Annotated in this window: 16 protein-coding genes; 8 read left to right on the top strand and 8 right to left on the bottom strand. The window is 43.0% G+C overall.

The features are described 5' to 3' along the window. Positions 1-5: 5 nt before the first annotated feature. The gene (locus ACAY00_RS14155; protein ID WP_371375098.1) at positions 6-725 is read right to left on the bottom strand and encodes a CPBP family intramembrane glutamic endopeptidase; all 720 of its coding nucleotides are present in this window, start codon (positions 723-725) and stop codon (positions 6-8) included. Positions 726-1,023: 298 nt separating this feature from the next. Here ACAY00_RS14155 and ACAY00_RS14150 point away from each other — a divergent pair, with 298 nt between their 5' ends. Further along, positions 1,024-4,584, top strand: a complete 3,561-nt coding sequence (locus tag ACAY00_RS14150) for a glycosyl hydrolase (protein ID WP_371375096.1) — start codon at positions 1,024-1,026, stop codon at positions 4,582-4,584. 49 nt (positions 4,585-4,633) lie between these two features. Here ACAY00_RS14150 and ACAY00_RS14145 read toward each other — a convergent pair whose 3' ends face one another. Then, positions 4,634-4,936 (bottom strand): DUF3630 family protein, encoded by a 303-nt coding sequence (locus ACAY00_RS14145; RefSeq protein ID WP_371375093.1) that lies wholly within the window; start codon positions 4,934-4,936, stop codon positions 4,634-4,636. Continuing rightward, positions 4,924-6,381 (bottom strand): YdiU family protein, encoded by a 1,458-nt coding sequence (locus ACAY00_RS14140; RefSeq protein WP_371375091.1) that lies wholly within the window; start codon positions 6,379-6,381, stop codon positions 4,924-4,926. Before ACAY00_RS14140 ends, ACAY00_RS14145 begins: the two co-directional genes overlap by 13 nt. Before the next feature lie 226 nt (positions 6,382-6,607). Here ACAY00_RS14140 and ACAY00_RS14135 point away from each other — a divergent pair, with 226 nt between their 5' ends. From ACAY00_RS14135 to ACAY00_RS14120, 4 genes are all read left to right on the top strand, one after another. Further along, positions 6,608-6,907: a cytochrome c gene (locus tag ACAY00_RS14135; protein ID WP_371375088.1), complete on the top strand. Its 300-nt coding sequence runs from the start codon at positions 6,608-6,610 to the stop codon at positions 6,905-6,907. Positions 6,908-6,968: 61 nt separating this feature from the next. Beyond that, on the top strand, positions 6,969-7,469 hold the full coding sequence (locus tag ACAY00_RS14130; RefSeq protein WP_371375086.1) for a cytochrome c: 501 nt from the start codon (positions 6,969-6,971) through the stop codon (positions 7,467-7,469). A 176-nt stretch (positions 7,470-7,645) separates the two neighbouring features. After that, entirely contained in the window at positions 7,646-10,171 is a 2,526-nt protein-coding gene (locus ACAY00_RS14125) for an EAL domain-containing protein (RefSeq protein WP_371375083.1), read from the top strand. Positions 10,172-10,597: 426 nt separating this feature from the next. Beyond that, positions 10,598-10,744, top strand: a complete 147-nt coding sequence (locus ACAY00_RS14120) for a GIY-YIG nuclease family protein (RefSeq protein WP_371375081.1) — start codon at positions 10,598-10,600, stop codon at positions 10,742-10,744. A 632-nt stretch (positions 10,745-11,376) separates the two neighbouring features. Here the strand turns inward: ACAY00_RS14120 and ACAY00_RS14115 are convergent. Beyond that, complete coding sequence (locus tag ACAY00_RS14115; protein WP_371375078.1) at positions 11,377-14,253, bottom strand: M14 family zinc carboxypeptidase; 2,877 nt, start codon at positions 14,251-14,253, stop codon at positions 11,377-11,379. A 329-nt stretch (positions 14,254-14,582) separates the two neighbouring features. Here ACAY00_RS14115 and ACAY00_RS14110 point away from each other — a divergent pair, with 329 nt between their 5' ends. After that, a complete protein-coding gene (locus ACAY00_RS14110) occupies positions 14,583-15,356 on the top strand; it encodes a hypothetical protein (RefSeq protein WP_371375076.1) in 774 nt (257 codons plus the stop codon). Positions 15,357-15,450: 94 nt separating this feature from the next. Here ACAY00_RS14110 and fre read toward each other — a convergent pair whose 3' ends face one another. Both fre and ubiD read right to left on the bottom strand, forming a co-directional pair. Further along, entirely contained in the window at positions 15,451-16,146 is a 696-nt protein-coding gene (gene fre / locus ACAY00_RS14105) for an NAD(P)H-flavin reductase (RefSeq protein WP_371375074.1), read from the bottom strand. A gap of 21 nt (positions 16,147-16,167) precedes the next feature. Beyond that, on the bottom strand, positions 16,168-17,643 hold the full coding sequence (ubiD, locus tag ACAY00_RS14100; RefSeq protein ID WP_371375071.1) for a 4-hydroxy-3-polyprenylbenzoate decarboxylase: 1,476 nt from the start codon (positions 17,641-17,643) through the stop codon (positions 16,168-16,170). A 260-nt stretch (positions 17,644-17,903) separates the two neighbouring features. On the opposite strand from ubiD, the gene ACAY00_RS14095 reads away from it, so the two are divergent. Together ACAY00_RS14095 and ACAY00_RS14090 are read left to right on the top strand one after the other, a co-directional pair. Then, positions 17,904-19,325 carry an amidohydrolase gene (locus ACAY00_RS14095; protein ID WP_371375069.1) on the top strand — a complete coding sequence of 474 codons (1,422 nt, stop codon included), beginning with the start codon at positions 17,904-17,906 and terminating at the stop codon, positions 19,323-19,325. Continuing rightward, entirely contained in the window at positions 19,322-20,602 is a 1,281-nt protein-coding gene (locus tag ACAY00_RS14090) for an amidohydrolase family protein (RefSeq protein ID WP_371375065.1), read from the top strand. Before ACAY00_RS14095 ends, ACAY00_RS14090 begins: the two co-directional genes overlap by 4 nt. 111 nt (positions 20,603-20,713) lie before the next feature. Here the strand turns inward: ACAY00_RS14090 and rluF are convergent, their stop codons facing one another. Both rluF and rho read right to left on the bottom strand, forming a co-directional pair. Next, positions 20,714-21,715 (bottom strand): 23S rRNA pseudouridine(2604) synthase RluF, encoded by a 1,002-nt coding sequence (rluF, locus tag ACAY00_RS14085; RefSeq protein ID WP_371375061.1) that lies wholly within the window; start codon positions 21,713-21,715, stop codon positions 20,714-20,716. Positions 21,716-21,951: 236 nt separating this feature from the next. Beyond that, on the bottom strand, positions 21,952-23,211 hold the full coding sequence (gene rho, locus ACAY00_RS14080) for a transcription termination factor Rho (RefSeq protein WP_371375058.1): 1,260 nt from the start codon (positions 23,209-23,211) through the stop codon (positions 21,952-21,954). Positions 23,212-23,401: the final 190 nt, after the last annotated feature.

Here is a 23,401-nt window from a genome sequence, read left to right as displayed (position 1 = left end):
TTTGGTTAAAAAAACATAAACAATTCAATGGTGGATATAAGGTTTAAAAAAGCATGCAAAATAATGCAGTAAACCAAGTTTTGAGTTTTATAGCGCACATAACCAAAGAGCAGGGCAGCAATAGATAAAATCGCTAAAGTAGCAATATCGTATTGAATATGAATCATGGTGAACACCAAACTGGTGACAATAATGGTCCCTGTTACCCCAAGGCGTGTGTTAACCAAACGTCCGTACGCGAGTCCCCTAAAAATCAACTCCTCTACGATTGGGGCAATGATACATACCGCCAAGATGGTCGCGAATAAGTCAAAACCTGTATTAACCTGGGCCTTTAATTGCAACATGAAAGCCGGCATGTCTAGCGCGAATATATGATAGAGCGCACTTTCCAGCCCATAACAGACAACCCCAACCGCCAATACTTTCATTAAGGTGCGGCTATTGATCGGTTTTATCGCCAAAAACTGCAAGGGAAATGCTTTATTCGAAGGTCCCATGGCGACTTTTAAAAAAGGTAAAGTGCATAGCGCCGATAACACTCCAATTGACGCCATGAACGCTGGGCTGAACGTTACTTGTTCAATGTGCGGCGCACTAAATCCATAAACACTTAAGCCAATGGTAAATAGCAAGGTAAAAATAATTTGAATGCCAAAGACTAAAAATAGCACCCACAAGAGCGTGGTAAACGGGGAATACTGTTGGTGAGTTAAGTTGCTCATCTGATCGTCCTTATCTGAGTCACTATGTGTCATTACATTTTGTGTCCATTTAACTAATCTTTATGCTAAAACGATATAAAAGCAAGGCATTGAAAACTTTTAAATGAGAATAATGGCTTATAGCGCATCGATGATTTTAGCTCAATGTATCTTGAGACTAAAAACCGTTCAACTTTTCAGCGGACCTATTGAGCGCAATTTAGTATCAATTGAGTTAGGGGCATGGTACTTGATAAGAAGCAAAAAATGAAAGTTACAACAACACGAAATAATTAAAATAACCTTATAGGGAACGCTAGTGAAACGAATTAAATTAAGAACCATCGCCTCATGTGGCTTGGTTGCGGTGACTATCCCATTGCTCAATGCCTGTGGTGGCAGTAGCAGCAAAGAAGAGACGCCACAGCCTCCCACACCTGCTGTCGATACGCGAGCACCTGTTATTGAATTAAGTGGCGGGTCAGCAATAATGCACGAACAAGGGCATGACTTTCTTGACCCTGGAGCCAGTGCTATCGATGAAACCGATGGTGACGTTACAATAAGCGTCAGCGGTACGGTCGGCGTTGCGCCAGGTGATTACACCCTAACCTATACGGCAACGGATGCGGCAGGTAACACCAGTAGCATAACTCGGGTAGTGACGGTTGCTGATACCACCATGCCGGTGATTACGTTAACTGGTGCGGCGAGTATTGAAATCGCTCACGATCAAACCTTTGTTGACCCAGGCGCGAGCGCGACCGATAACATTAATGGTGACTTGTCAGTTACCATAACGGGGACTGTTGGTCGAGATGCTGGTGAATATGTATTAACCTACACTGCCGCCGATGCGGCGGGTAATCAGGTTGCGATTACCCGCACAGTTACCGTATTAGCTGCTCCTAGCGAGGTGATACCGCCACCGGCATCCGGTGATGATTATCAGGTACTAAGTGCAGGTCTTGTTGATGCAAAGTGGGATGCAGGCATCAAAGCGTTTGATTCTGTCTTAGACTGGAGTGATTGTGGCTTTAGCGGTGGCACACCATGTGAAAGCATCAGCTGGCAGGTGGTAGATGATGCTATACGTGGTCAAGTATTATCGGTTAAACACTCCGCTTCAGGAGATATGGCGGGGCTTTTTGTTGCCGCCACCGATGGTTTGGATTTAACTGATTACCGTTCAGGCGATTTAGAGTTTGACATCAAAGTGGTCTCTGGTGATAGCAACATCACCGTAAAACTTGATTGCCATTTTCCATGTACATCAGGTGAAAAGCAAATTGGCTCAATAGGGGCCAACGGTTGGCAAAGCGTAACATTACCTGTGGCGGACTTTATTGCTAGCGGCCTAGATATTCGCAAAGTAAATACTGGCATTGTAATTTGGGCAACAAATCACACCGACACCGAGTTTTTACTCGATAACGTGCGCTTTACCGGCTTTGTTGAAGGCGGTGGTGAGGTTGTTCGACCGCCAGTCAATGTAAATTATACCTTAATGCACTATGGTGCCGGTAATGTGTCGGACACCATCAACCCAGCAAGCTATCGCTGTGTAAATGATTATGGTAGCTGGATTTACAACGCCGGTGTTGTCGAACCCGGCATTGCTGCTTGTGATAGCAATACAGGTATTCCAACGGGCACACCAACACCTATCACCCCACAATTAACGGGCGCGGCGAAAGATAAACCAACACCAACGCACAAATGGTGGGGCTCTATTCCATTTATGGGTGAAATGCGGGTAGGTGATGCCAATACGGCATCTTACATTACCCCAGATCCTCTTATGGCACGTGTCACCGAGCGAGGTGTGCGCTTGATGGGTATTCCATCGGGGCTATCTGTGTTAGGTAACGAGTTTGGTTACCGCATCCCAGATCCATTTGAAGAAGTCTTTGACGGCGTAGCGATTGCCAACAGTGCCCACAGTAATATGGATGCAATGTTAAAAGACTACAGCGACGGCAGTGTGACGGTCGCCTGGTTTAGTGGCAATACTGAAGTAATGGAAGCGACCTTTGTTCATGGTTCTCCTTATGTTTACTTCAAATCATTTGATGGTGATATTGTATTAAAAACATTACGCCCAGATGGGGGTGAAAAAGGCATTTTCTACCAGCAAGACAATAGTCTTGGGGTGTGGACCAGTGTCGCTGGAAGCACCAATTATTACTTACTGACCGGTGAAGGTGAAACCCAATTTACTAACATCGAAGGCAATGAAATTATCATTGCTAATTCAGCTAAAGAGCTCACCCTAAGCTACTTACCTACGCAAGCGACACCAGCGGACGCTATGGTGCAATTTTTTGAGCGACATGCACGTAATGTGGTGGCAACAGTGAACATTGGTTATGATGTCAATCGTGATAACAATGAAGTGACGGTAAGCCACCAATACTTAGATACAAACGGTTTACCTGTGACCACAGTAACGGGTATGCACCCTCTGCATTGGAAACACGCTCAGCAAGTAACCTCAGCGTATCAAACGCGTTCTGCGCGTGGCATCATCAAGTATGTGGAGCAATCAGGTTTTGATTATCAAATTCCTTACATTGGTGTGTTGCCAAGCTTACCAACCATTGATCAAAGTTTTGACAATGCAAGCTTAACAGCGTTAGTTGATGACTTCATTGCGCAAGGTGAGGGCAACTGGAATACCCATACCGACACCTATTGGGCAGGTAAGAATTACGGTAAAGTGGCAGAGCTTATTGCTATTGCCGATCAAGTCGGCTTAACCGCGCAAGCAACGCAATTACGCAACTGGTTAAAAGCCGAGTTAGAAGATTGGTTTACCGCCGAAACGGATGCGCAATTAGACCAAGTGAAGTACTTTGTGTACGACGATACCTGGAACACTTTACTTGGACTAGAAGAATCGTTTATGAGCCACCAAATGCTCAATGATCATCACTTTCATTACGGTTATTTTGTTCGAGCTGCGGCTGAAATTTGTCGTGTTGACCCCCTATGGTGTGGCGATGATCAGTTTGGTCCCATGGTGGATTTATTAATTCGTGATTATGCCGGTAGTAAAGACGATGAGATGTTTCCATATTTACGTAACTTTGACCCAGCCAATGGTTTCTCATGGGCATCCGGGAAACTGAACTTTGCCCGAGGCAACAATAATGAGTCAACTTCAGAGGCGGCTAACGCTTACGGTGCGATTGTGTTATATGGGATGATTAAAGGCGACCAAGAATTGGTTGAAAAAGGCATGTACATGCACGCCTCAACGACGGCGACTTATTGGCAATACTGGAACGACATTGATGGTTATAAAACTAATGATGCCGAGATGCGTAATTTCCCTGCGGGTTATGACAAAATCACCACCTCCATTATTTGGGGCGACGGTGGGGTTTTCTCAACGTGGTTTAGTGGCGCACCTGCACACATTCTAGGTATTCAAGGTTTACCGATTAACTCATTAGTTTTCCATGTTGGCTTATATGAAGAGTACATGAAAGATTACGTCACCTTGGGACTGACCGATTCAAGCAATGGCAAACCATCTGGATTAGTTGAAGATCACTGGCGTGATATTTGGTGGAACTTATGGGCATTAAATGATGCTCCAGCAGCTCTAGCAGATTATCAGTCGATGGCGCATTACAATCCAGAAGCGGGCGAAACCAAAGCGCATACCTATCACTGGCTACATACCATGAACCAACTGGGTCATGTAAAAGCTTATGATGTCAGCGCCGATCACCCGGCTGCGGTAGTGTTTAGTAAAAACGGGGTAAAAACCTACGTCATTTACAATTACACCAATGATAACCTGGTGGTGAAATTCAGCGATGGCCACTCGGTTACCGCAAACCCTAACGGCTTTACGGTTGAATCAAAATAATGCGATAAGCTTTTAACGCATTTAGGCGCTGATTACGTCAGCGCCTTTTTTATTCGACACTGTTTAAAAGCGTTTCTATCTGCTCAAAAATATTTACCGAAAGTTGATCTTCAGGTTCTATCCAACAGCCATTGGCATAGCTTTCAAAATGTAAAATAAAGTGCCCTTGTTGAAAGCGAAAGCGAAAGTATTCTCTGTCCGCCCCTATCACATGCTCTGATATTTTAGCCGTTGGTAATTTGGCAAATATCTGTTGTGATAACGCCTCAATGTCTTCTTGTTGCCACCAACTTGAAAACCTAAGACCAATGACCTCGTTATCTTGGCGCTCTATTGACATTAACTGCTGCATGAAATTTCCATATGCTTGCCCCATTGTGGTGGCGGTTCGGCAAATCGTTGATCTTCAGGTCGTTGAGTATACGGTGTTTCCAAAACCGATAATAGGGTATTAAGTTCACTGTAATCGCCAGCTTCAGCGTGCTCTATAGCTTGTTGAGCAAGGTAATTTCTTAATACGTACAAGGGGTTACTTTGATTCATTTGTTGCCAACGTTGCTGGTCGGTTAAGGTCTCTTTACGAAGACGCCCGCGGTATAGCTTTAGCCATTCAAATATATCATTAGTGTTTGAAAATAAAGCTAAAAATTGTGGGCAGTGATGATTGTTGTGATCGTCAATGCGAATTTGATTCAAGTATCGAAAGGCAAGGGTATAATCGACTTTATCATTTCTTAACAAACGAAGAAATTCAGACAACAGCGGTCGGTCATCATAATTATGCTGAGCGAGACCAAATTTGGATTGCATCAAGGCAAGGTAGGTGCGAACTAAGGTCGGCTCGTAGCGGCTTAATGCGGTTTCGATCTGCTCTTTCTCTAACCAGCCTGAAAAAGTATAAGCCAGCGCATTGAGGTTCCATAACCCAATACCCGGTTGCTGATCAAAAGCATAACGACCGGTGTGGTCGCTGTGATTACAAACAAACTCAGGCTCATAATCGTCGATAAAAGCAAAGGGACCATAATCAAGTGTATGCCCTAAAATAGACATGTTGTCGGTGTTCATCACGCCATGACAAAAACCAACAGCTTGCCATTTTGCAATCATTATCGCAGTGGCGTTTATAATCTGCTCTAACAACGCAAGTTTTGGATGTTTCGCACTCTGACAATCCGGGTAATGGTGGCGAATGCAAAAATCCGCTAACGCATTGAGTTCATCTTGTTTATTCAAATAAAACCAGTGTTCAAAGTTACCAAAACGAATGTGCGATTGGGCTAAACGGGTCATGACGGCACCTGTTTCAACTTGCTCACGATAAACGGCTTGCGCACTACCTACAATACATAAAGCGCGTGTTGTCGGGATGTCTAATGCGGCCATGGCCTCACTGGCGAGAAACTCGCGAATGGTCGAACGTAATACCGCCCGCCCATCGCCCATGCGAGAATAAGGCGTTTGTCCAGCTCCCTTTAAGTGAATGTCATAGCCATTAACTTCGCCAATGAAAATACTGCGTCCATCACCTAATTGACCAGCCCAGTGACCAAATTGGTGCCCAGAATATACTTGGGCGATATGGTGCCCTTGAGCGGGAATCACTTGGCCACTAAAAACATTTAAAAAGTCATCGGTATGTTGAAAACCTTTGGGTAAGTTGAGTAATTTAGCCGCTTGTGAGCTAAAGGTAATGAGCTTGCTTTGGGTTAAAGGCGTGGCCTTAACCTTTTCATAATGATTAGGTAACTCATTGAAAAATTTATTATTAAATTCAAAAACAGGTTGTTTGTACATAAAGTAATCGATTTCTTGTTCAGTCCTGTATATTATAACAACAGGAACATATGGGAATGTACTCTAACGTTGTTGACGTGGATATGTTGGAGTCAGTACGATTGTATACGTGTTCACCTTAGTAGATGATCATAATCATTTGGTAATATTGAAAATAATCGCAGACAGTCTGTGCTTTTTTCCATATAATTACGATAAATTTATCCACAATTAAAGAGTAGGTACTATGAAAAAATTAACACTAGCTTTAGCTGTTAGTGCAGTGATGGCCGCTCCGGCTATGGCAGCAGATATTGACGCTGGTAAAGCAAAATCAACTATGTGTGCAGCATGTCACGGCGCTGAAGGCGTATCAGCGATACCAACATACCCAAATTTAGCTGGCCAAAAAGAGATGTATTTAGCCAAGCAACTTAAAGATTTTAGATCGGGTACTCGCAAAGATCCGGTTATGGCGCCTATGGCAATGCCATTAACAGATGAAGATATTGCAAACTTAGCGGCATACTACGCAAGTTTAAAATAACGATTACTCTTCTAAGAAAAGCGCTTTTCTAGCGCTTTTTTTTAACCTGATTTTACCTATCATGACCAAATATTCTATTGCCAGCTGCCTACTGTTAAGTTTGGCATCTTCGGTGTATGCAACCGAAACTCAAAATGCAGAACAAACAACACAACCCGCTAAGTCACCTTCAACAAACATTGAACAACAGGTGGTAACAAAAGCACAGACTGCAACGGACACGGTCGAGGCCGAAGCTCAAATCGACAGAGCTCAACTTGAAGCAATGAATCAGCGTCGTCAGACCTTAGTGGCTTTTTGTGCGCCTTGTCATGGAGCTGAGGGGATATCGCCATTTGCCATTTATCCAAATTTAGCGGGTCTTGAGCAACGCTATATTTACCAGCAGTTGCAGGACTATAAAGCGAAAAAACGTGAAAATGACATTATGCAAGGCATGGTGCAACGCCTGTCAGATCAGGATATGAGGTTATTAGCTCAATACTATGCACAAAAGCGCGCACCACAGCCTAAGCCCGAACCGGACAAGGGTGAGCCTAGCCAACACGATGTAGAGCATTAATGCCTAGTATCCACTCTATTTGGGTAAATTTTCGCGTCAGTTAAATTGCTCTTTGAATCAAAGTTTTGCTAGAGTATCCTATTAAACAAGTTATTTTTAATAAATTTTTCAAAGCATTATGGAAGTAGCGTGAACTTTTGTTGACCATTATGCCAACTTAAGATGACGACAGTGCAATGACAGATTACCAACAACAATTTTATCAATTACAGCAACAACATCGGCAATTGGAGTATATGCATTCAGCGCTGCATAAAATTACCGATCTTGCATACCATTGCCAATCGCTCAATGATTTTTATCACCAGCTTCATCAAACGGTTGCTTCACTGATTGATGCAAAAAACTTTTTTGTCGCTTTGATCAACCATGAAACCGAGCGATTAGACTTTGTTTTTCATCAAGATCAAAAAGATCAATGCCCTAGCAGTCAGACTCAAGAAGATATTGAGGGAAGTTTGTCGGCATTGGTGTTAAAGCGAAAAAAGCCACTTTTAGTGACACCGAAAAAAGACAAGAGGTTAATGGCTAAGGGTTTGGTTCAACTAAGAGGCTCTGCCGGTGTTGATTGGTTAGGCGTACCTTTACTCAAAGATGGTGAAGTTTTGGGTCTTATGGTGGTACAAAGTTACTCCAATAACGTGCGTTATCAAAAGCGCGACAGTGTCTTTCTTGAATTTGTCGCCAGTCATGTGATCACCGCGCTTGATCGCTTAAAAAGTAAAGATGCATTACAAAAAGCGGTACAACAGCGAACCCAAGAATTAGAACAAAAGTTAACGATCATTCGTCAAAATGAACGGTTAAAGCAAGTCTTATTTGATATTTCAGAACTCACCAGTACCCAACTAGACATGGGCCTGTTTTATCAAGGTCTGCATCAAATTATTGGGCAGTTGGTGTCTGTTGAAAACTTCTTTATAGCTCGTTTTGAGCAGAGCAAAAATCGGGTGCGATTTGAATATTATGTTGATTCAATGACCCCAGATTTAAATCAACATAAACGACAAACCAGCCACAAAGGCTTTACCGAGTATTTAATCGAACAAAACAAACCCTTGTTGTTAACGCGAGATCACATGCAAATGCTCGTGGCACAAGGCAAGGTCAACCACACACAGATTCAAGCCTACTCTTGGTTAGGGTTACCATTAAAACAGAACGATCAGATTGTTGGTGCGATGGTGGTTCAAAGTTATCAAGCTGATATTGTATACAGCGATAAAGAACTCGAGCTGTTAACCTTTGTCTCTCATCATGTGTCAACGGCGTTACTGCGCAAGGAAGCCGCCGATTATTTACAAAAGTCGCAAAACTGGCTAGAAGCGACGGTTAATCAGCGAACAGCCGCTTTGCGCGAAGAAATCGCTCAGCGCCAGCGCATCGAAGAAGAATTAAAATACTCCGCCACTCATGATGCCTTAACGGGGTTGCGTAACCGAAGTTTTTTTTACGAACAACTCAACAGTAAAATCGCCAAGCAGCACGTTGATGGGGCCTATGGCTTTGCCATTTTATTTATCGACCTTGATCATTTTAAAAAAGTGAATGATAGCCTAGGACACCATATTGGTGACCTGTTATTAAAGCAAGTGGCTGAGCATATTGAACCCTTTATTCAACAGCAAGATACGATAGCGCGCTTGGGTGGTGATGAATTTGCCATTATTTTGGATAACTTGGATGATTTTAACGCACCAATTAACGTCGCCAAACGCATCATCAAAGAGCTCGAACAAACCTTTTACATCAACACCAGTCGTATTCATATTGGTGCCAGTATCGGTATTTTATTCAGTGACAAACGTTATCAGGTTGCCGAAGAAATGCTGCGCGATGCCGATACTGCCATGTATCAAGCCAAAGACAAAGGCAAGGGGCGTTGTGAAATCTATGATGCGCATATGCATCAAGCTTTATTGGCTTCTATTCAGCTCGAAGCAGATATTATCGATGGGATTAACAAAGGCGAATTTTTGCCTGATTTTCAGCCGATATTTGATTTAACTTCCAATCAAATTATTGGTTATGAAGCCTTAGCGCGTTGGCACAATAAGCAAAAAATTATCATGCCAGATGATTTTATTGAGGTTGCGGAAGATACTTTGTTAATTGAAAAAATCGATTTGCAAATTCTTGATAAAGCCGCCCAAGCTGTTGGAACTTGGCGTCGATTAAACCCCGAAAGCGCCCTCTATGTGTGTTGTAATCTATTTAGCAGTCACTTTTTAAAGTCAGATATTGTTCCACAAATACAAGACATTATGTTAAGGCATCAACTGCCGTTAGGGGCGTTAGCGATAGAGTTGACCGAGCGCGTATTAATTGAAAATAACAGTACCGTGTTGGCCAATATGACAGCATTAAAAAACATCGGAGTACGCTTATTCTTGGATGACTTTGGTACGGGGTATTCATCTTTAAGTTACTTGTATCGTTACCCTTTTGATGTGCTGAAAATTGACAGCTCGTTTATTAATAACTTATGTCGCAGTAAAAAACACACGGTCATTGTAAAAACGATCATTGAAATGGCGAAAAATTTAGGTATGGAAACCGTGGCCGAAGGACTGGAATTCGAACATGAGTGCCAAATCCTCAAAGATATGCAATGCCCATATGGCCAAGGCTATTATTTATCGCCACCGCAAAGCTATCAACAAGTATTAACCTTCTTAAAAAGCAATACCATCGAGGCATAAAAGCCGTCAATACGCTGGCCGCTAAAGCCATGACAGGAGCCGAAGCAAAAGCATGGCTTAAGTCGAAAAACTATGTGTTACATCCGTTGTGAACAATGCCGGCTAGCAGGTAAACAAGAGGCTGAGCCTCAAGCCATTTACCAATTATGTTGGACAAATATCTATCCTACATAAAACTTGTTGCAGTAAGTATCGCGTTATTTGACTTTGCCTTCGATATCGTTGGGATAGACTTAAGCAAGCGGCAGATTAACTTCCGCTTTGAGCGATTTAGAGCCCTTTATGATATTAGAAAAATATATCCGTCATTGCGGCGCAGGCCGCAACCTAGTTTAGTAAAAGTGTGCCTCTTAATTCGTAACATTTATTTCTACAAAGTAAATATCCTCTATAATTGAAGCTCTCTTTTTGAAAAGGACTTCAATTATGAAACAACCCGCTATCTATATTCTTTCTAACACACGAAATACTGTTATGTATATTGGTGTGACTAGCAATTTAATTCAGCGAATTTATCAACATAAACAAAAAGTAATTAAAGGCTTTAGTGCCAAATACAACCTAACTAAATGAGTTTATTTTGAGATTTATAGTGATATGGAAAACGCTATTGTGAGAGAAAAAAGATTAAAGCAATGGCATAGACCATGGAAAGAGCGGTTGATAGGGGAAGTGAATCCCGATTGGCGAGATTTGTACTTTGATCTTATTTAATTATGCGATTTATAGAGGCACTGATGAATCAACGGGGTTGCGGCCTTCGCCGCAATGACGGTGCTCTTTTTCTGAAAATGTGAACAACTCTAAATTCGAGTCACTTCGAAACTGATAAAGATCCCACCCAAACACATGGTGGGATGACGTGCACGGATGCACTAACGCAGGAAGGCTCATGGATGAGCGTATTCTTTCTGTGACGTGCACGGATGCACTAATGCAGGAAGGCTCATGGATGAGCGTATTCTTTCTGTGACGGTGCACTGTTTTCGATAGTGTGCGTGCTTCTTTGGTGCTATTTTTCTAATTATGTGAATGATTCTGAATGGCACAAAGCGGTCATAAAAAGAAGGGCTATAAATTATTAATTCATAGCCCTTTCATTAATATTTACTCTTATATTTGCGCATCAAAAAATGCACACAAGAGGTTAATAGCTTGGCTGACCCTCTTTTTATCTTTGCCCGTTAGCCGAGCAATTGTCTTATCTATAGCTCAATCTGAGCACGGGCGCCTAAACCCGGACCGTAAATCATTGCATTTAATAACAATCTTGCGGTGCCTTTGGTTGCACCCCGAAATGTAGGGCTGTCGGCAAATAAGATAATTTGACCTTTGCCGCTGGCTTCACGGGTTAAGTAGGCCGTATTGGCAATGCGTTGGGCTGCTTCGGGCCAAACAAGACCACTCATTCGAACATACAAGTCTTTACCTTGGGGAATGGTGCTCCAGCCAATCATTTTCTCTTGAGCTTTTGGGTTATCGACTAAAACCCCATAACGAACCACGGCTTGTGCCCCTTGATTAACCATAAATAAAGGGCCATTAGAAGTTAACACGGGCAGTTGTTGCTCTACGCCAAAGGTTAGCCAATGTTGCTGATCTGTTCGGGTTGCAATCATCGCACCTGAGGGCATAAAGTTAGCAGACCATGCTTCCCATTGTTCAAGCTGTTCTTTGCTCATTGGTTTCAATTCATCATTACCAGCCCATGGAAACCAAACGTCATCTGGTACTTTATGATTTGCCACCAAGGTTTGATTTGAAATATTGTCTTGCTCGGCCAACCATTCACGATAAAGTGCAATATTAAACTCTTGGGCTTTTTCTAAGCTGGCTTTTAGTGGCTTAACTTTAGATATCCCCTCTTTAGCAATAAATTGATTTGCTGAGTTACCCATCACAATTAAGGTGCCACCTTGCTTAGTCCAAGTATCTAGGTTAGTTACAGATGCTTTCGATAAAGAGCCGTACCAACGACCCGGTATTACCAATACGTTATATTGACGTAAATCAGAGCGCGCTAATAAATCGTTAGCAAGATGAGAATGACGGATCCCCAGTTCGGTATCTATCATATGCCAAAGAGAGCCAAAATCACCCGGTGAAATACCATTTTGAGTGATCAAACCAAGTTGTGGTTTGGTCAGCAACCTGAAATGGCGCCCCCCAATATCAGGTAAATCGCCAGCGCCTAAACCTTGATTGATGGCTATGGCTTTGGTTTTGGTCTCTTGCGCTGTTGTTTCGACTAACCGAACCAAGGTTTGCTCATCCATTAAATTGTCATGGTGGGTCACAACCACGGTGCCTCGGTTAAACGATTGATTGTTAAAACGGGCTTCTTTATCCAATACGCGCACCTTTATGTCTTGCTCCATTAAGCGAGCCGCAAAGGCAACGGATTTATCGGATGCGCCGTCCACTAAATACGCAATCGCATTATCGGTATTGCTCAGACCAGGGTTGTAGCTTGGAGATTCTTTGGTTAAGTTATCACGGATGTGTTCATTCACTTCAAGGGCCGGTAAACCAAACATCATCGACAAATTCCAGGCTGTCGAGTCGTACATGATGGAACCACCATTGCGCAGAGTTTTTTGTCGCTCTTCTAATAATACGGCTTCGGATATTTCAGCATCAAACTCCATGATGGCAGCAATTAACGGCGCTTCAAATTGACGATTAGGGATCACCACAGACCCCTTCGGGATGTTGGTGTCTTTGATTTGACCTAGATGGTTTTTGGCATCATCCAGTTTCATCTCTTTAGTGGTAAAGAAATAATCAATATTTTGCAGACGCAATAAATCGAGTAAGTTAGCTAATCTGGCGTGATTATCGGTTGGTAAAATAACAAAACTCTTATTGGCATAAGGGCCATTGCTGGCGATGTTTGCTCGTCTGTTTTTAACAAAATCGGCGAAGATTTGCTGACGATTTTGTTGCAGTGTTTTTAAGTTTGCCAGCGAGCTAACAAATTGATGATCGGCAGATTGTTTGTATGAACGAATGCTCCCATTTGCCAAACGTACGCCATCTTCCGCGGTGCGAGCTTGTTCGTAAAGAATATGAATAGAACCTCGGTATTCGGCATAATTTGAATAACCAGGGTAGAGATTCTCAAACCATTCACCGGTGTAGTATGGCCATTGGTTTTGATCAAATTGTGCGGCTTGATCGGTGGCAAATTTATCACTCCAACGTTTGATGCTGCTAGCGATATGTTTGTTAATGGGTTCTCTTGGTGGACCAAATAAAAAGTTATCTAAGGCGCCCATTTCATGGCCATCAATCATTAAAAGGGGATACCATTGATTAATTGCTTTAATCCGGCCTCGTGATTCAGGGTTTACAGCGAAGTAGAAATCACGATTTAAATCAAACATGTAATGGTTTGTGCGACCGAAAGGCCAAATCCCTGAATGAAGCAAAGATTGGGTATCAAAATTAGGGGCAGTAGCGCGATGTTCTTGTAAGTTTTTACTAAATCTTGCCCGCCCATCTGGGTTCATAAGAGGATCGACGAGAACAATTAACTGGTCAAGCATTGCCACCACATCGGTATCGGTAGAGGCCAGCAGATGATAAATTAACGCTAAGGCCCCATCGGCCCCCGAAGTTTCATTACCATGAATACTATACGCCATCCAAGCGGTTGCTGGAGTTTGCTCAATGAGCGTTTTCGCTTGCGCATCAGAAAGCTTACTCGGATGACTAAGGCTTGCAATGTTATCTTTAATTTGCGCTAAATTGTTTAAATTCTCAGGTGCAGAAATCACCAAATAATGCAATGGGCGATCTTCGTACGAGCGGGCGTATTCGACAATGTGCGCGCGCTCACTTTCACTCGCCCATAGGGTAACTAACTCGGTTATTTGTTCAGGCGTTGCGGTTCTTTCACCCACCTCAAAACCTAAAATAGCTTCGGGCTTGGTGATGTTACTGTGGTAGTTGCCTTTTAAAATCGCTGGGTATTGAGCTTCCGGTAAAGGCGTAGGCTTCATAACCACAGCGGCCACAGCCCATGTACTGCTTAAAGAAAAGCAAGCAATTGAACACCATCGTAGGATGCGATTGCGCATATAGAATTCCTTTTTGTTGTTATTTTGTCCACTTACTATATGGATAATCTATTGAAAATGAAAGCAAATGTTAAATTCTAGCTAGACCAAAACGAGGTTGGTGTTTAATTAACACTTTTGCTTGAGCCCTTTAAAATTAAAGTCTATAGAGCAAATATCAAGTTATAAGCTAGGCTTTAGCTCTATACCCATATGCGGTTTGTAAACTTAATATGACCAAAGAAATTAGCCATACAAATGGGGCCGTTGGTGATTTAGCACCTTGGTTAATATTGTGTTTACGTTTGGGTGGATAACAACCAAGCCGACACCGGCTAAGGAGAAACACCATGAAAGTCGTTTTAAGCTCATTTGTTTTGTTTATTTTTACCTATATATTAAGCAGTCACATCAGCCAAGCAGCCGAAGTTGAAAATCAGAGTACGTATGTTTATGCGACTTACTTTAAATGCGATCCTGATGCCGAGCAGTCAGTCGACAAATTAGTAGAACAAAAATATGTCCCTATTTATCAACAAGCCGTAAAAGATAAAATCATCAGTGGTTATGGCTGGCTTAGTCATCACACCGGCGGTGAATGGCGAAGATTATTGGTGTTTTCTGCGCCAACGGTTGAACAACTCTTTAAATCTCAAATTCAAATTCAAGATCGCATGAGCAAAGCCTTTGGCGATGGCAGTGATGCATTATCATCTGGGTGTCGAAGCCATGAAGATTACGTTTGGCAAATGGTGGCCGGTAGTGCAATGGAAAAGGATGCGTTGCAAGCGCGAGGCGAGGCGACTATGTCGGTGTATATGGAATGCGATATCAGCATGGAAGATCAGGTCGATGAGATTGTGCAAAATGACTTTGCCCCGATTTATAATCGTTATGTAAAAGAGGGAAAATTGGCTTCGTGGGGCTTTTTAACCCATGTTATTGGCGGTAAATACCGAAAACTGTCAACCATGTCGGCATCAAGCTATGAGCAATTATTAAAAGCCAGAGCAAGCCTAATACAAGAAATTTTTTATCAAGGTAATAACTCGGCAGCGAGTCGTTTTAGTGAAATCTGTGGCGCTCATCGAGATTACTTATGGACCATTGAAAAGTCATCTTAAGCACCACCAATGTTGATTTTAGCTCTGTTTAATCTCTTTATTAACCCAGCGGGCAATATCGGATAAACAGAGCTAAATGAAATGCTAGGGTGTCTTATAAAAAGGCAAAAGCATCGGCGTACATATGGTCAACGTTGGCGCCTTGTTCAATAAACTCATTACGTAAAAAACCAACCATATCAAATCGGCCAGCCATATAGATATCGTAAGCAGATAAATCGTCAAACCTATCGAGAAGTGGTTGGTGTACTTTACCAACTTCCCCTTGCCAACTGCCATTGGCGGTTTCAACTACAGGAATAAAACTGCCCTGAGGTAATTGCGCCACCATTTTAGCGGTGTCTTCGAGTTGATAACACGCCGATACATCTCTAAGTCCCCAATATAAAAATACCTGTTGTGGTACTTGGCGACGGACTAAATCGCCAAGAATTGATTTTACATAAGAGAAGCCCGTCCCGCCGGCTAATAAGATGATCGGACGGGGGCTGTTGGCTCTAACTTGCGCATTACCAAGTGGGATTTCAATTTTGACGCTGTCATTTTGTCGCATATGATCAATCACTTGCATTGCCCAACTGTCGGCAGCAAAGGCACCAATTTGCAACTCGATTTGGGCACCGCCTGGACTTGATGCGATAGAAAATGGGCGCTTATCATCAGCGCTCATAACCACATTCAAATATTGACCTGCTTCATAGTCAACCGGTTCTGGAGTCTTTAACAGAATTTGATAAACCGTTTCTGTTAACGGGGTAATAGATTCTACCTTGCAATCAATGGTATTCATTATGTTGTCTTTTCGTTAAGGTTACTGCTTGTTAAAGATGTTGAGATCATCCCAAATATCATCAACTTGATCTTTTATTTCTTGTTTCATTACGATGGGTTCACCCCATTCGCGATCGGTCTCTCCGGGCCACTTATTGGTTGCATCCATGCCCATCTTTGAGCCTAAGCCAGATACTGGCGAAGCAAAATCAAGATAATCAATAGGGGTATTTTCCACCAAGGTGGTATCGCGAGCAGGGTCCATACGTGTGGTCATTGCCCAAATGACATCTTTCCAGTCACGTGCATTGACATCATCATCACAAACGATGACAAATTTGGTGTACATAAATTGGCGTAAGAATGACCAGACCCCCATCATGACTCTTTTCGCATGACCTGGGTATTGCTTTTTCATTGTCACCACCGCCATGCGATAAGAACAGCCTTCTGGTGGTAAATAAAAGTCAACAATCTCAGGGAATTGCTTTTGTATTATAGGCACAAATACTTCGTTTAATGCGACCCCTAAAATAGCCGGTTCATCAGGTGGACGGCCAGTATAGGTACTGTGATAAATTGGGTCTTTACGACACGTCATGTGAGTGACGGTAAAAACCGGAAAATCATCTACTTCATTATAGTAACCGGTGTGGTCACCATAGGGTCCTTCAGCAGCCATTTCTTCAGGGTCGATATACCCTTCAAGTACGATCTCAGCCGAGGCAGGTACCTCTAAGTCATTACTAATACATTGAACAACCTCGGTTTTACTACCACGTAATAAACCGGCAAAAGCGTATTCAGATAAAGAATCTGGAACCGGGGTAACGGCGCCTAATATAGTGGCAGGATCGGCTCCTAATGCCACCGTTACAGGGAACTTTTCACCAGGGTGTTTTTGCTTGAACTCTTGAAAGTCCAATGCGCCACCACGATGTGATAACCAACGCATTATAATTTTGTTTTTACCGAGCAATTGCTGACGATAAATACCTAAATTTTGACGCTCCTTTTCAGGACCTCGGGTAATGGTTAAACCCCATGTTATTAAAGGAGCGACATCGCCCGGCCAGCATGTTTGAATTGGCAGTGTGGTTAGATCCACCTCATCACCAGTAAACACTTGTTGTTGGCAAGGGGCTTTTTTCAGACGCTTGACGGGCATGTTAAGTACTTGCTTAAACACCGGAATTTTATCGATGGCGTCTTTAAATCCTTTTGGTGGCTCAGGTTCTTTTAATAACGCCAACAATTTACCGACTTCTCTTAATGCCGCCACATCTTGTTGCCCCATCGCTAAAGCTACGCGTTCAGGGGTACCAAATAAGTTGGTTAATACTGGAATGTCGTGACCAATCGGGTTTTCAAACAGTAATGCTGGGCCTTCTGCACGCAATGTCCGATCACTTATTTCGGTCATTGTCAGATCGCAGGAAATAGGCTGTGAGATCCGTTTTAATTGGCCAAGTTTTTCGAGTTGGTCAATAAAATCTCTTAAGTCGTTATATTTCATAGAAGGTTATGTTGTGTTGTTTGTGTGGATTATATACTCAATTGGTCTAATTATGCGAATTTGAGACCGCGTTTGCAGGCTAAAGCGAGGAAAAATGCCGTCTTGTCTTTTCATCGTCGTTTTATCTTATTGGACGACACACATTTTTAACGCTGGTGTTTTCTTTGATTAGCATAATATTTACGACCAGTAACCATGACTTTAACCATTGTGGTTGTTAGCATAATCTCGATTCTAAAATAAAAAACTTAAGAGATATCATGACTAAGAGAACGTTTAATAATGCTCTATTAACCTCTGTAAGCTTACTTGCTGTATCCATGTTAATGGCATGCGGTGGTAGTGAAGAGGCTAAGAAAGAGCGCGACCCGATGGTGGAGATTAATCCCGATCCGTTTCCCAGCACATACAAAGCCTTACCGAGCGAGCCGACATTAATTACCAATGTCACGTTAGTTGATGGTATTGGTGGGCTTCTTGAAAATGCGTCCATTTTATTGGCCGATGGGAAAATTCAAGCGATTGGTCAAAACCTTGATGCCAGTAATGCTAAGGTGATCGATGGTAAGGGCAAGTGGGTCACACCTGGTATTATAGATGTACACAGTCACTTGGGCGTCTACCCATCGCCGAGCACAGGTTCACACTCTGACGGCAATGAAATGACCAAACCGGTCACCGCGGCCGTGTGGGCTGAGCATTCTATTTGGCCACAAGATCCTGGCTTTCGTCGCGCGTTAGCCGGTGGTGTGACCTCGTTACAAATACTCCCAGGTTCTGCCAATCTTGTCGGTGGTCGTAGCGTAACCGTTAAGAATCTACCAAACCGGGTTATTCAAGATATGAAGTTTCCTGATGCACCTTACGGGTTAAAAATGGCCTGTGGTGAAAATCCAAAGCGGGTATACGGTAAAAAAGGTGGCCCATCAACGCGTATGGGGAATGTGGCTGGTTACCGCCAAGCTTGGGCCGATGCACAAGCGTACAAAGCCAGTTGGGAAAAGTACCAAGCCGATTATGAAGCCGGTAAAGACGTTACCCCCCCTAAGCGTGATTTAAACAAAGATACCTTAGCCGGGGTTTTAGACGGTGATATTTTAGTGCATATGCATTGCTACCGAGCGGATGATATGGGCACCATGATGGATGTGATGAAAGAGTTCGATTATCAAATCGCGTCATTTCAACATGCGGTTGAAGCCTATAAAATTGCTGACAAGTTAGCCGAAAACAATATTTGTTCGGCGATGTGGGCCGATTGGTGGGGTTTTAAAATGGAAGCTTTCGATGGTATCCGCGAAAATATCCCGATGGTCGCTAAGGCGAAAGCGTGCGCCATTGTTCATTCAGACAGCGCCACAGGTATTCAACGTTTAAATCAAGAAGCCGCCAAAGCATTATCCGACGGTCAACGTGCAGGGCTTGATTTTAGCAAAGCCGATGCGTGGACTTGGTTAACGGCAAATCCTGCCAAATCATTGGGTATTTTTAATCAAACCGGTTCGTTAGAAGTAGGGAAAAATGCCGATGTAGTGTTATGGACGACGGATCCGTTTTCAACCTATGCTCAAGCCGAATTGGTGTTCATTGACGGTGGTTTAGCGTATGACTTAAACAATCCGAAATCTTGGGCGATCAGTGATTATGAATTAGGGCAAACGGGTGAAGGAGATCACAAATGAGCAAGCTATCTTTGAGTGTTTTAGCCACTGCGATGGCGATATCTGTATCGGGCGTGGCTTTAGCCGAACAAATTGCGATAACAGGCGCCACTGTCCATACCATGGCTGAGCAAGGTACATTGGATAATGCCACGGTATTTATTCGCCATAATAAAATTGAAAAAGTCGTCGCTGGTGATGTCAAGGTTCCAACAGACTACCGGGTCATTGATGGCCGTGGCAAAGTGGTAACACCGGGGTTGATTGGTGCATATACATCACTTGGTTTGGTTGAAGTACCTTCTTGGGCTGGGATTAATGATTCAGGTGTGAGCAAAGCTGGGATCAGTGCTGCGCTTGATGCCAGTGATGCCATCACCCCAGACACCAGTTTACGTGATGTCACCCGCATTGAAGGTTTTACCAGTGCGGCTTCAGCGCTAAGCAGTGTTGATGCGATGTTTAAAGGCCGTGGCGCAATCATTACACTCGGTAATGATGATATGCCGGTGCGTAAAAAACATGCGTATATGGTGGTCGACTTGTCCAGCTCAGGTGCTCATTATAGTGGTGGTAGCAGAGCCGCAATGTGGGGGCAATTTAAAGCCGCTCTTGAGGAAGCAAAGTACGCGAGCAATTTTAACTTTACCCCACAAACCGAATGGCATGGTAGCCTTTCGAAAGCCGATGCGAAAGCGTTAGTACCAGTATTAAATGGCGACATGCCGTTATTGGTTAGCATTCATCGAGCGCCTGATATTCGTCGTTTAATCGAGTTAAAATCTGACTATCCAAAACTTGATATTACCCTAGTCGGTGCCACCGAAGCTTGGCGTGTTGCCGATGACATTGCTCGAGCTGGTTTTGAGGTGATCATCAACCCAGAGTTTAATTTGCCAAGTAGCTTTGATCAAAACGGCGCGACCTTAGCCAATGCTGCTCGCTTAGAGCAAGCAGGGGTTGATGTTGCCATAGGCATGGGCAGTCACAATATTCGTTTAGCAACGCAAAATGCGGGTAATGCCGTGACTCATGGCTTGTCATGGCAAGCGGGACTAGCGTCTTTAACTACCGTTCCAGCAAAAATTTATGGTATTGACGACCTGGTTGGCCGTTTAAAAGCGGGTATGCAAGCAGATATTGTTGTTTGGCAAGGCGATCCACTTGAAGTCATGGTGGCACCTGAGCATGTCATCATTAATGGGGAAGAAGTGCGATTAGAGTCACGTCAAACTAAGTTACGAGACCGATATCTTAATCTTGATAGCGATAAACCCATGCAATACACCCGGCCGTAACGGTTTCTCGCCATAAGCTTTGCCGAGCTTAGGTATAGGTGACATTAGAATAAGCCAGAACCTTAATTGATTGGGGTTCTGGCTTTTTTTTGATGAAGCAACGTTCTGTACTTAGCTATCTGTTTTGCTCTTTTTTAACCCAAGTTTGCCAGATAATCGATTGCCTGTAGCTTTGTTACGATTTACATTATTGCTGCTCGTTTTATAACTACCCGGTTTTTGCTCTTTGGGTCTGAAATCACGAATGATGCGCTTTTTACGCACCGGCTTTGTGGTGCTAGCACTGTCTTGTGTCTTTAAGTTTTCGCCATCATGGTTAACAGGTTCTAGCGGCTCACTGGCTACCTTGCTGCTTGCTGGAGTCTCATCGTTGGCCACGGCTGTTTTTCGCGAATAGGCAACAGCGGCATTAATTTCCTGCATTTCTTTACGGGATAAATTACGCCATTGGCCAGGTTTTAAACCATCAAGAGACACCGACATAATACGGGTGCGCTTGAGTTTGGTAACTTCATAACCGAGGTATTCACACATCCGGCGGATTTGGCGGTTTAAACCTTGGGTTAAAATGATTTTAAAAACATATTTGCTGACCACGCTTACTTGGCAGGGCTTGGTCACTGTACCCAAAATTGGCACCCCTTTGGCCATACGCTGGACAAAGCGTTCACTGATAGGCTTATCGACCGTAACGATATACTCTTTATCATGTGCATTTTCGGCGCGTAAAATTTTATTCACAATATCGCCATCACTGGTCAAAAAGATTAGCCCTTCAGAGGGTTTATCTAGGCGACCAATGGGGAAGATGCGCTGCTTGTGATTGATTGCATCTATAATATTACCGCGCACGTGACGCTCGGTCGTACACGTGATGCCAATGGGTTTATGATAAGCAATATACACTCGATCCGACTTGTTTTCGGGCATGGCGCCTATGACTTTGCCATTGACTTTAACGATGTCACCGTCTTGTACTTTGGTGCCTAGCTCAGGTGATTTATCATTGATCGTGACGACGCCATCGGCGATAAGCTTGTCGGCTTCTCGACGAGAGCAAAAGCCAGATTCACTGATGTATTTATTGAGGCGTTTGCCTGTGGTTTGGTTCAAACAAAATTCTCAAGGTAAAAAACGAATAGCCCAATTATCGCTTAAAATAAGCAAAGATGCTGTAAAAAACGCAAGCCCAAAGCGAAAAATACAGCCTAATAAGGTATTTGTTTTTGCGACTGAAAATGACTTGGTGAGAGTGGCTACCACAACAGCAACAAAAAACCCGGTAAAAACCGGGTTTCAATTAATCAAAGCATGTTATTGAAAAGTGCTTTATTTCGTCGCGCTATGGATTATTTGCGCTTCATCGAATCGAAAAATTCGTTATTGGTTTTGGTCATTGCCAGTTTATCAATCATAAACTCCATGGCATCAATTTCACCCATTTCATGGACGATTTTGCGCAAAATCCACATTTTTTGCAGTTCGTCTTGAGCCGTTAATAGCTCTTCACGACGAGTACCAGAACGGTTAAAGTGAATAGCAGGGAATACACGTTTTTCAGCAATTTTACGTGACAAGTGCAGTTCCATGTTACCGGTACCCTTAAATTCTTCGTAAATCACTTCATCCATCTTCGAACCGGTATCGACCAATGCCGTTGCGATAATGGTTAAGCTACCACCTTCTTCAATATTACGGGCCGCACCAAAGAAGCGTTTTGGACGATGTAATGCATTCGCATCAACACCACCAGTAAGGATTTTACCCGACGAAGGAATAACCGTGTTGTATGCACGCGCTAAACGGGTAATCGAGTCAAGTAAGATAACCACGTCTTTTTTGTGTTCGGTTAGGCGTTTGGCTTTTTCAATTACCATTTCAGCAACTTGTACGTGACGACTGGCCGGTTCATCAAAAGTTGATGCAACCACTTCACCTTGAACCAAACGTTGCATCTCGGTAACTTCTTCAGGACGTTCGTCAATAAGTAATACCATTAACTCACATTCTGGGTGGTTATGCGCAATACTTTGGGCGATGTTCTGTAGTAACAAGGTTTTACCAGCTTTCGGTGGTGCCACAATCAAACCACGTTGACCTTTACCAATTGGCGACGCCAAATCAAGAACACGGGCGGTGATGTCTTCGGTAGAGCCATTACCGCGTTCCATGGTTAGACGTGAATTCGGGTGAACTGGCGTTAAGTTTTCAAATAATATTTTGTTGCGCGAGTTTTCTGGTTTATCAAAGTTAACTTCATTAACTTTTAATAAAGCAAAGTAACGTTCGCCGTCTTTTGGTGGACGAATTTTACCGAAAATGGTGTCACCGGTACGTAAACTAAAACGTCTAATTTGGCTAGGCGATACGTAAATATCGTCTGGACCCGCTAGGAAAGATGAATCCGCTGATCGTAAAAATCCAAAGCCGTCCTGTAGAATTTCCAGAACGCCACCACCGAAAATATCTTCGCCACCTTTGGCGTGGGCTTTTAAAATAGCAAAAATAACATCTTGTTTGCGCGTTCTTGCCAAGTGTTCAAGCTTCATTGATTCGGCTAACTTGATGAGTTCGCTTATAGATTTTTCTTTGAGTTCAATTAGGTTCATATTGATGGGTCTTTGTGCTTTATTTTGTATTAGCTAAGGTTGTAATGTTATGTGCTGCCGAATGGCTGTACAGAACGAAAAGATTTAGAAATAAGATATGTTATGAATCTTTAAGTTAGCATTAAAATTCGCATTGGTAAAGATACATGAGTGTAACAAGGTGATTAATGTCAATAAAAATGAAAAAAGG

The organism is Thalassotalea sp. 273M-4, assembly GCF_041410465.1.
In the GTDB taxonomy this organism is placed as follows: domain Bacteria; phylum Pseudomonadota; class Gammaproteobacteria; order Enterobacterales; family Alteromonadaceae; genus Thalassotalea_A; species Thalassotalea_A aquiviva.
This window is presented reverse-complemented; position numbering and strand designations above follow the sequence as displayed.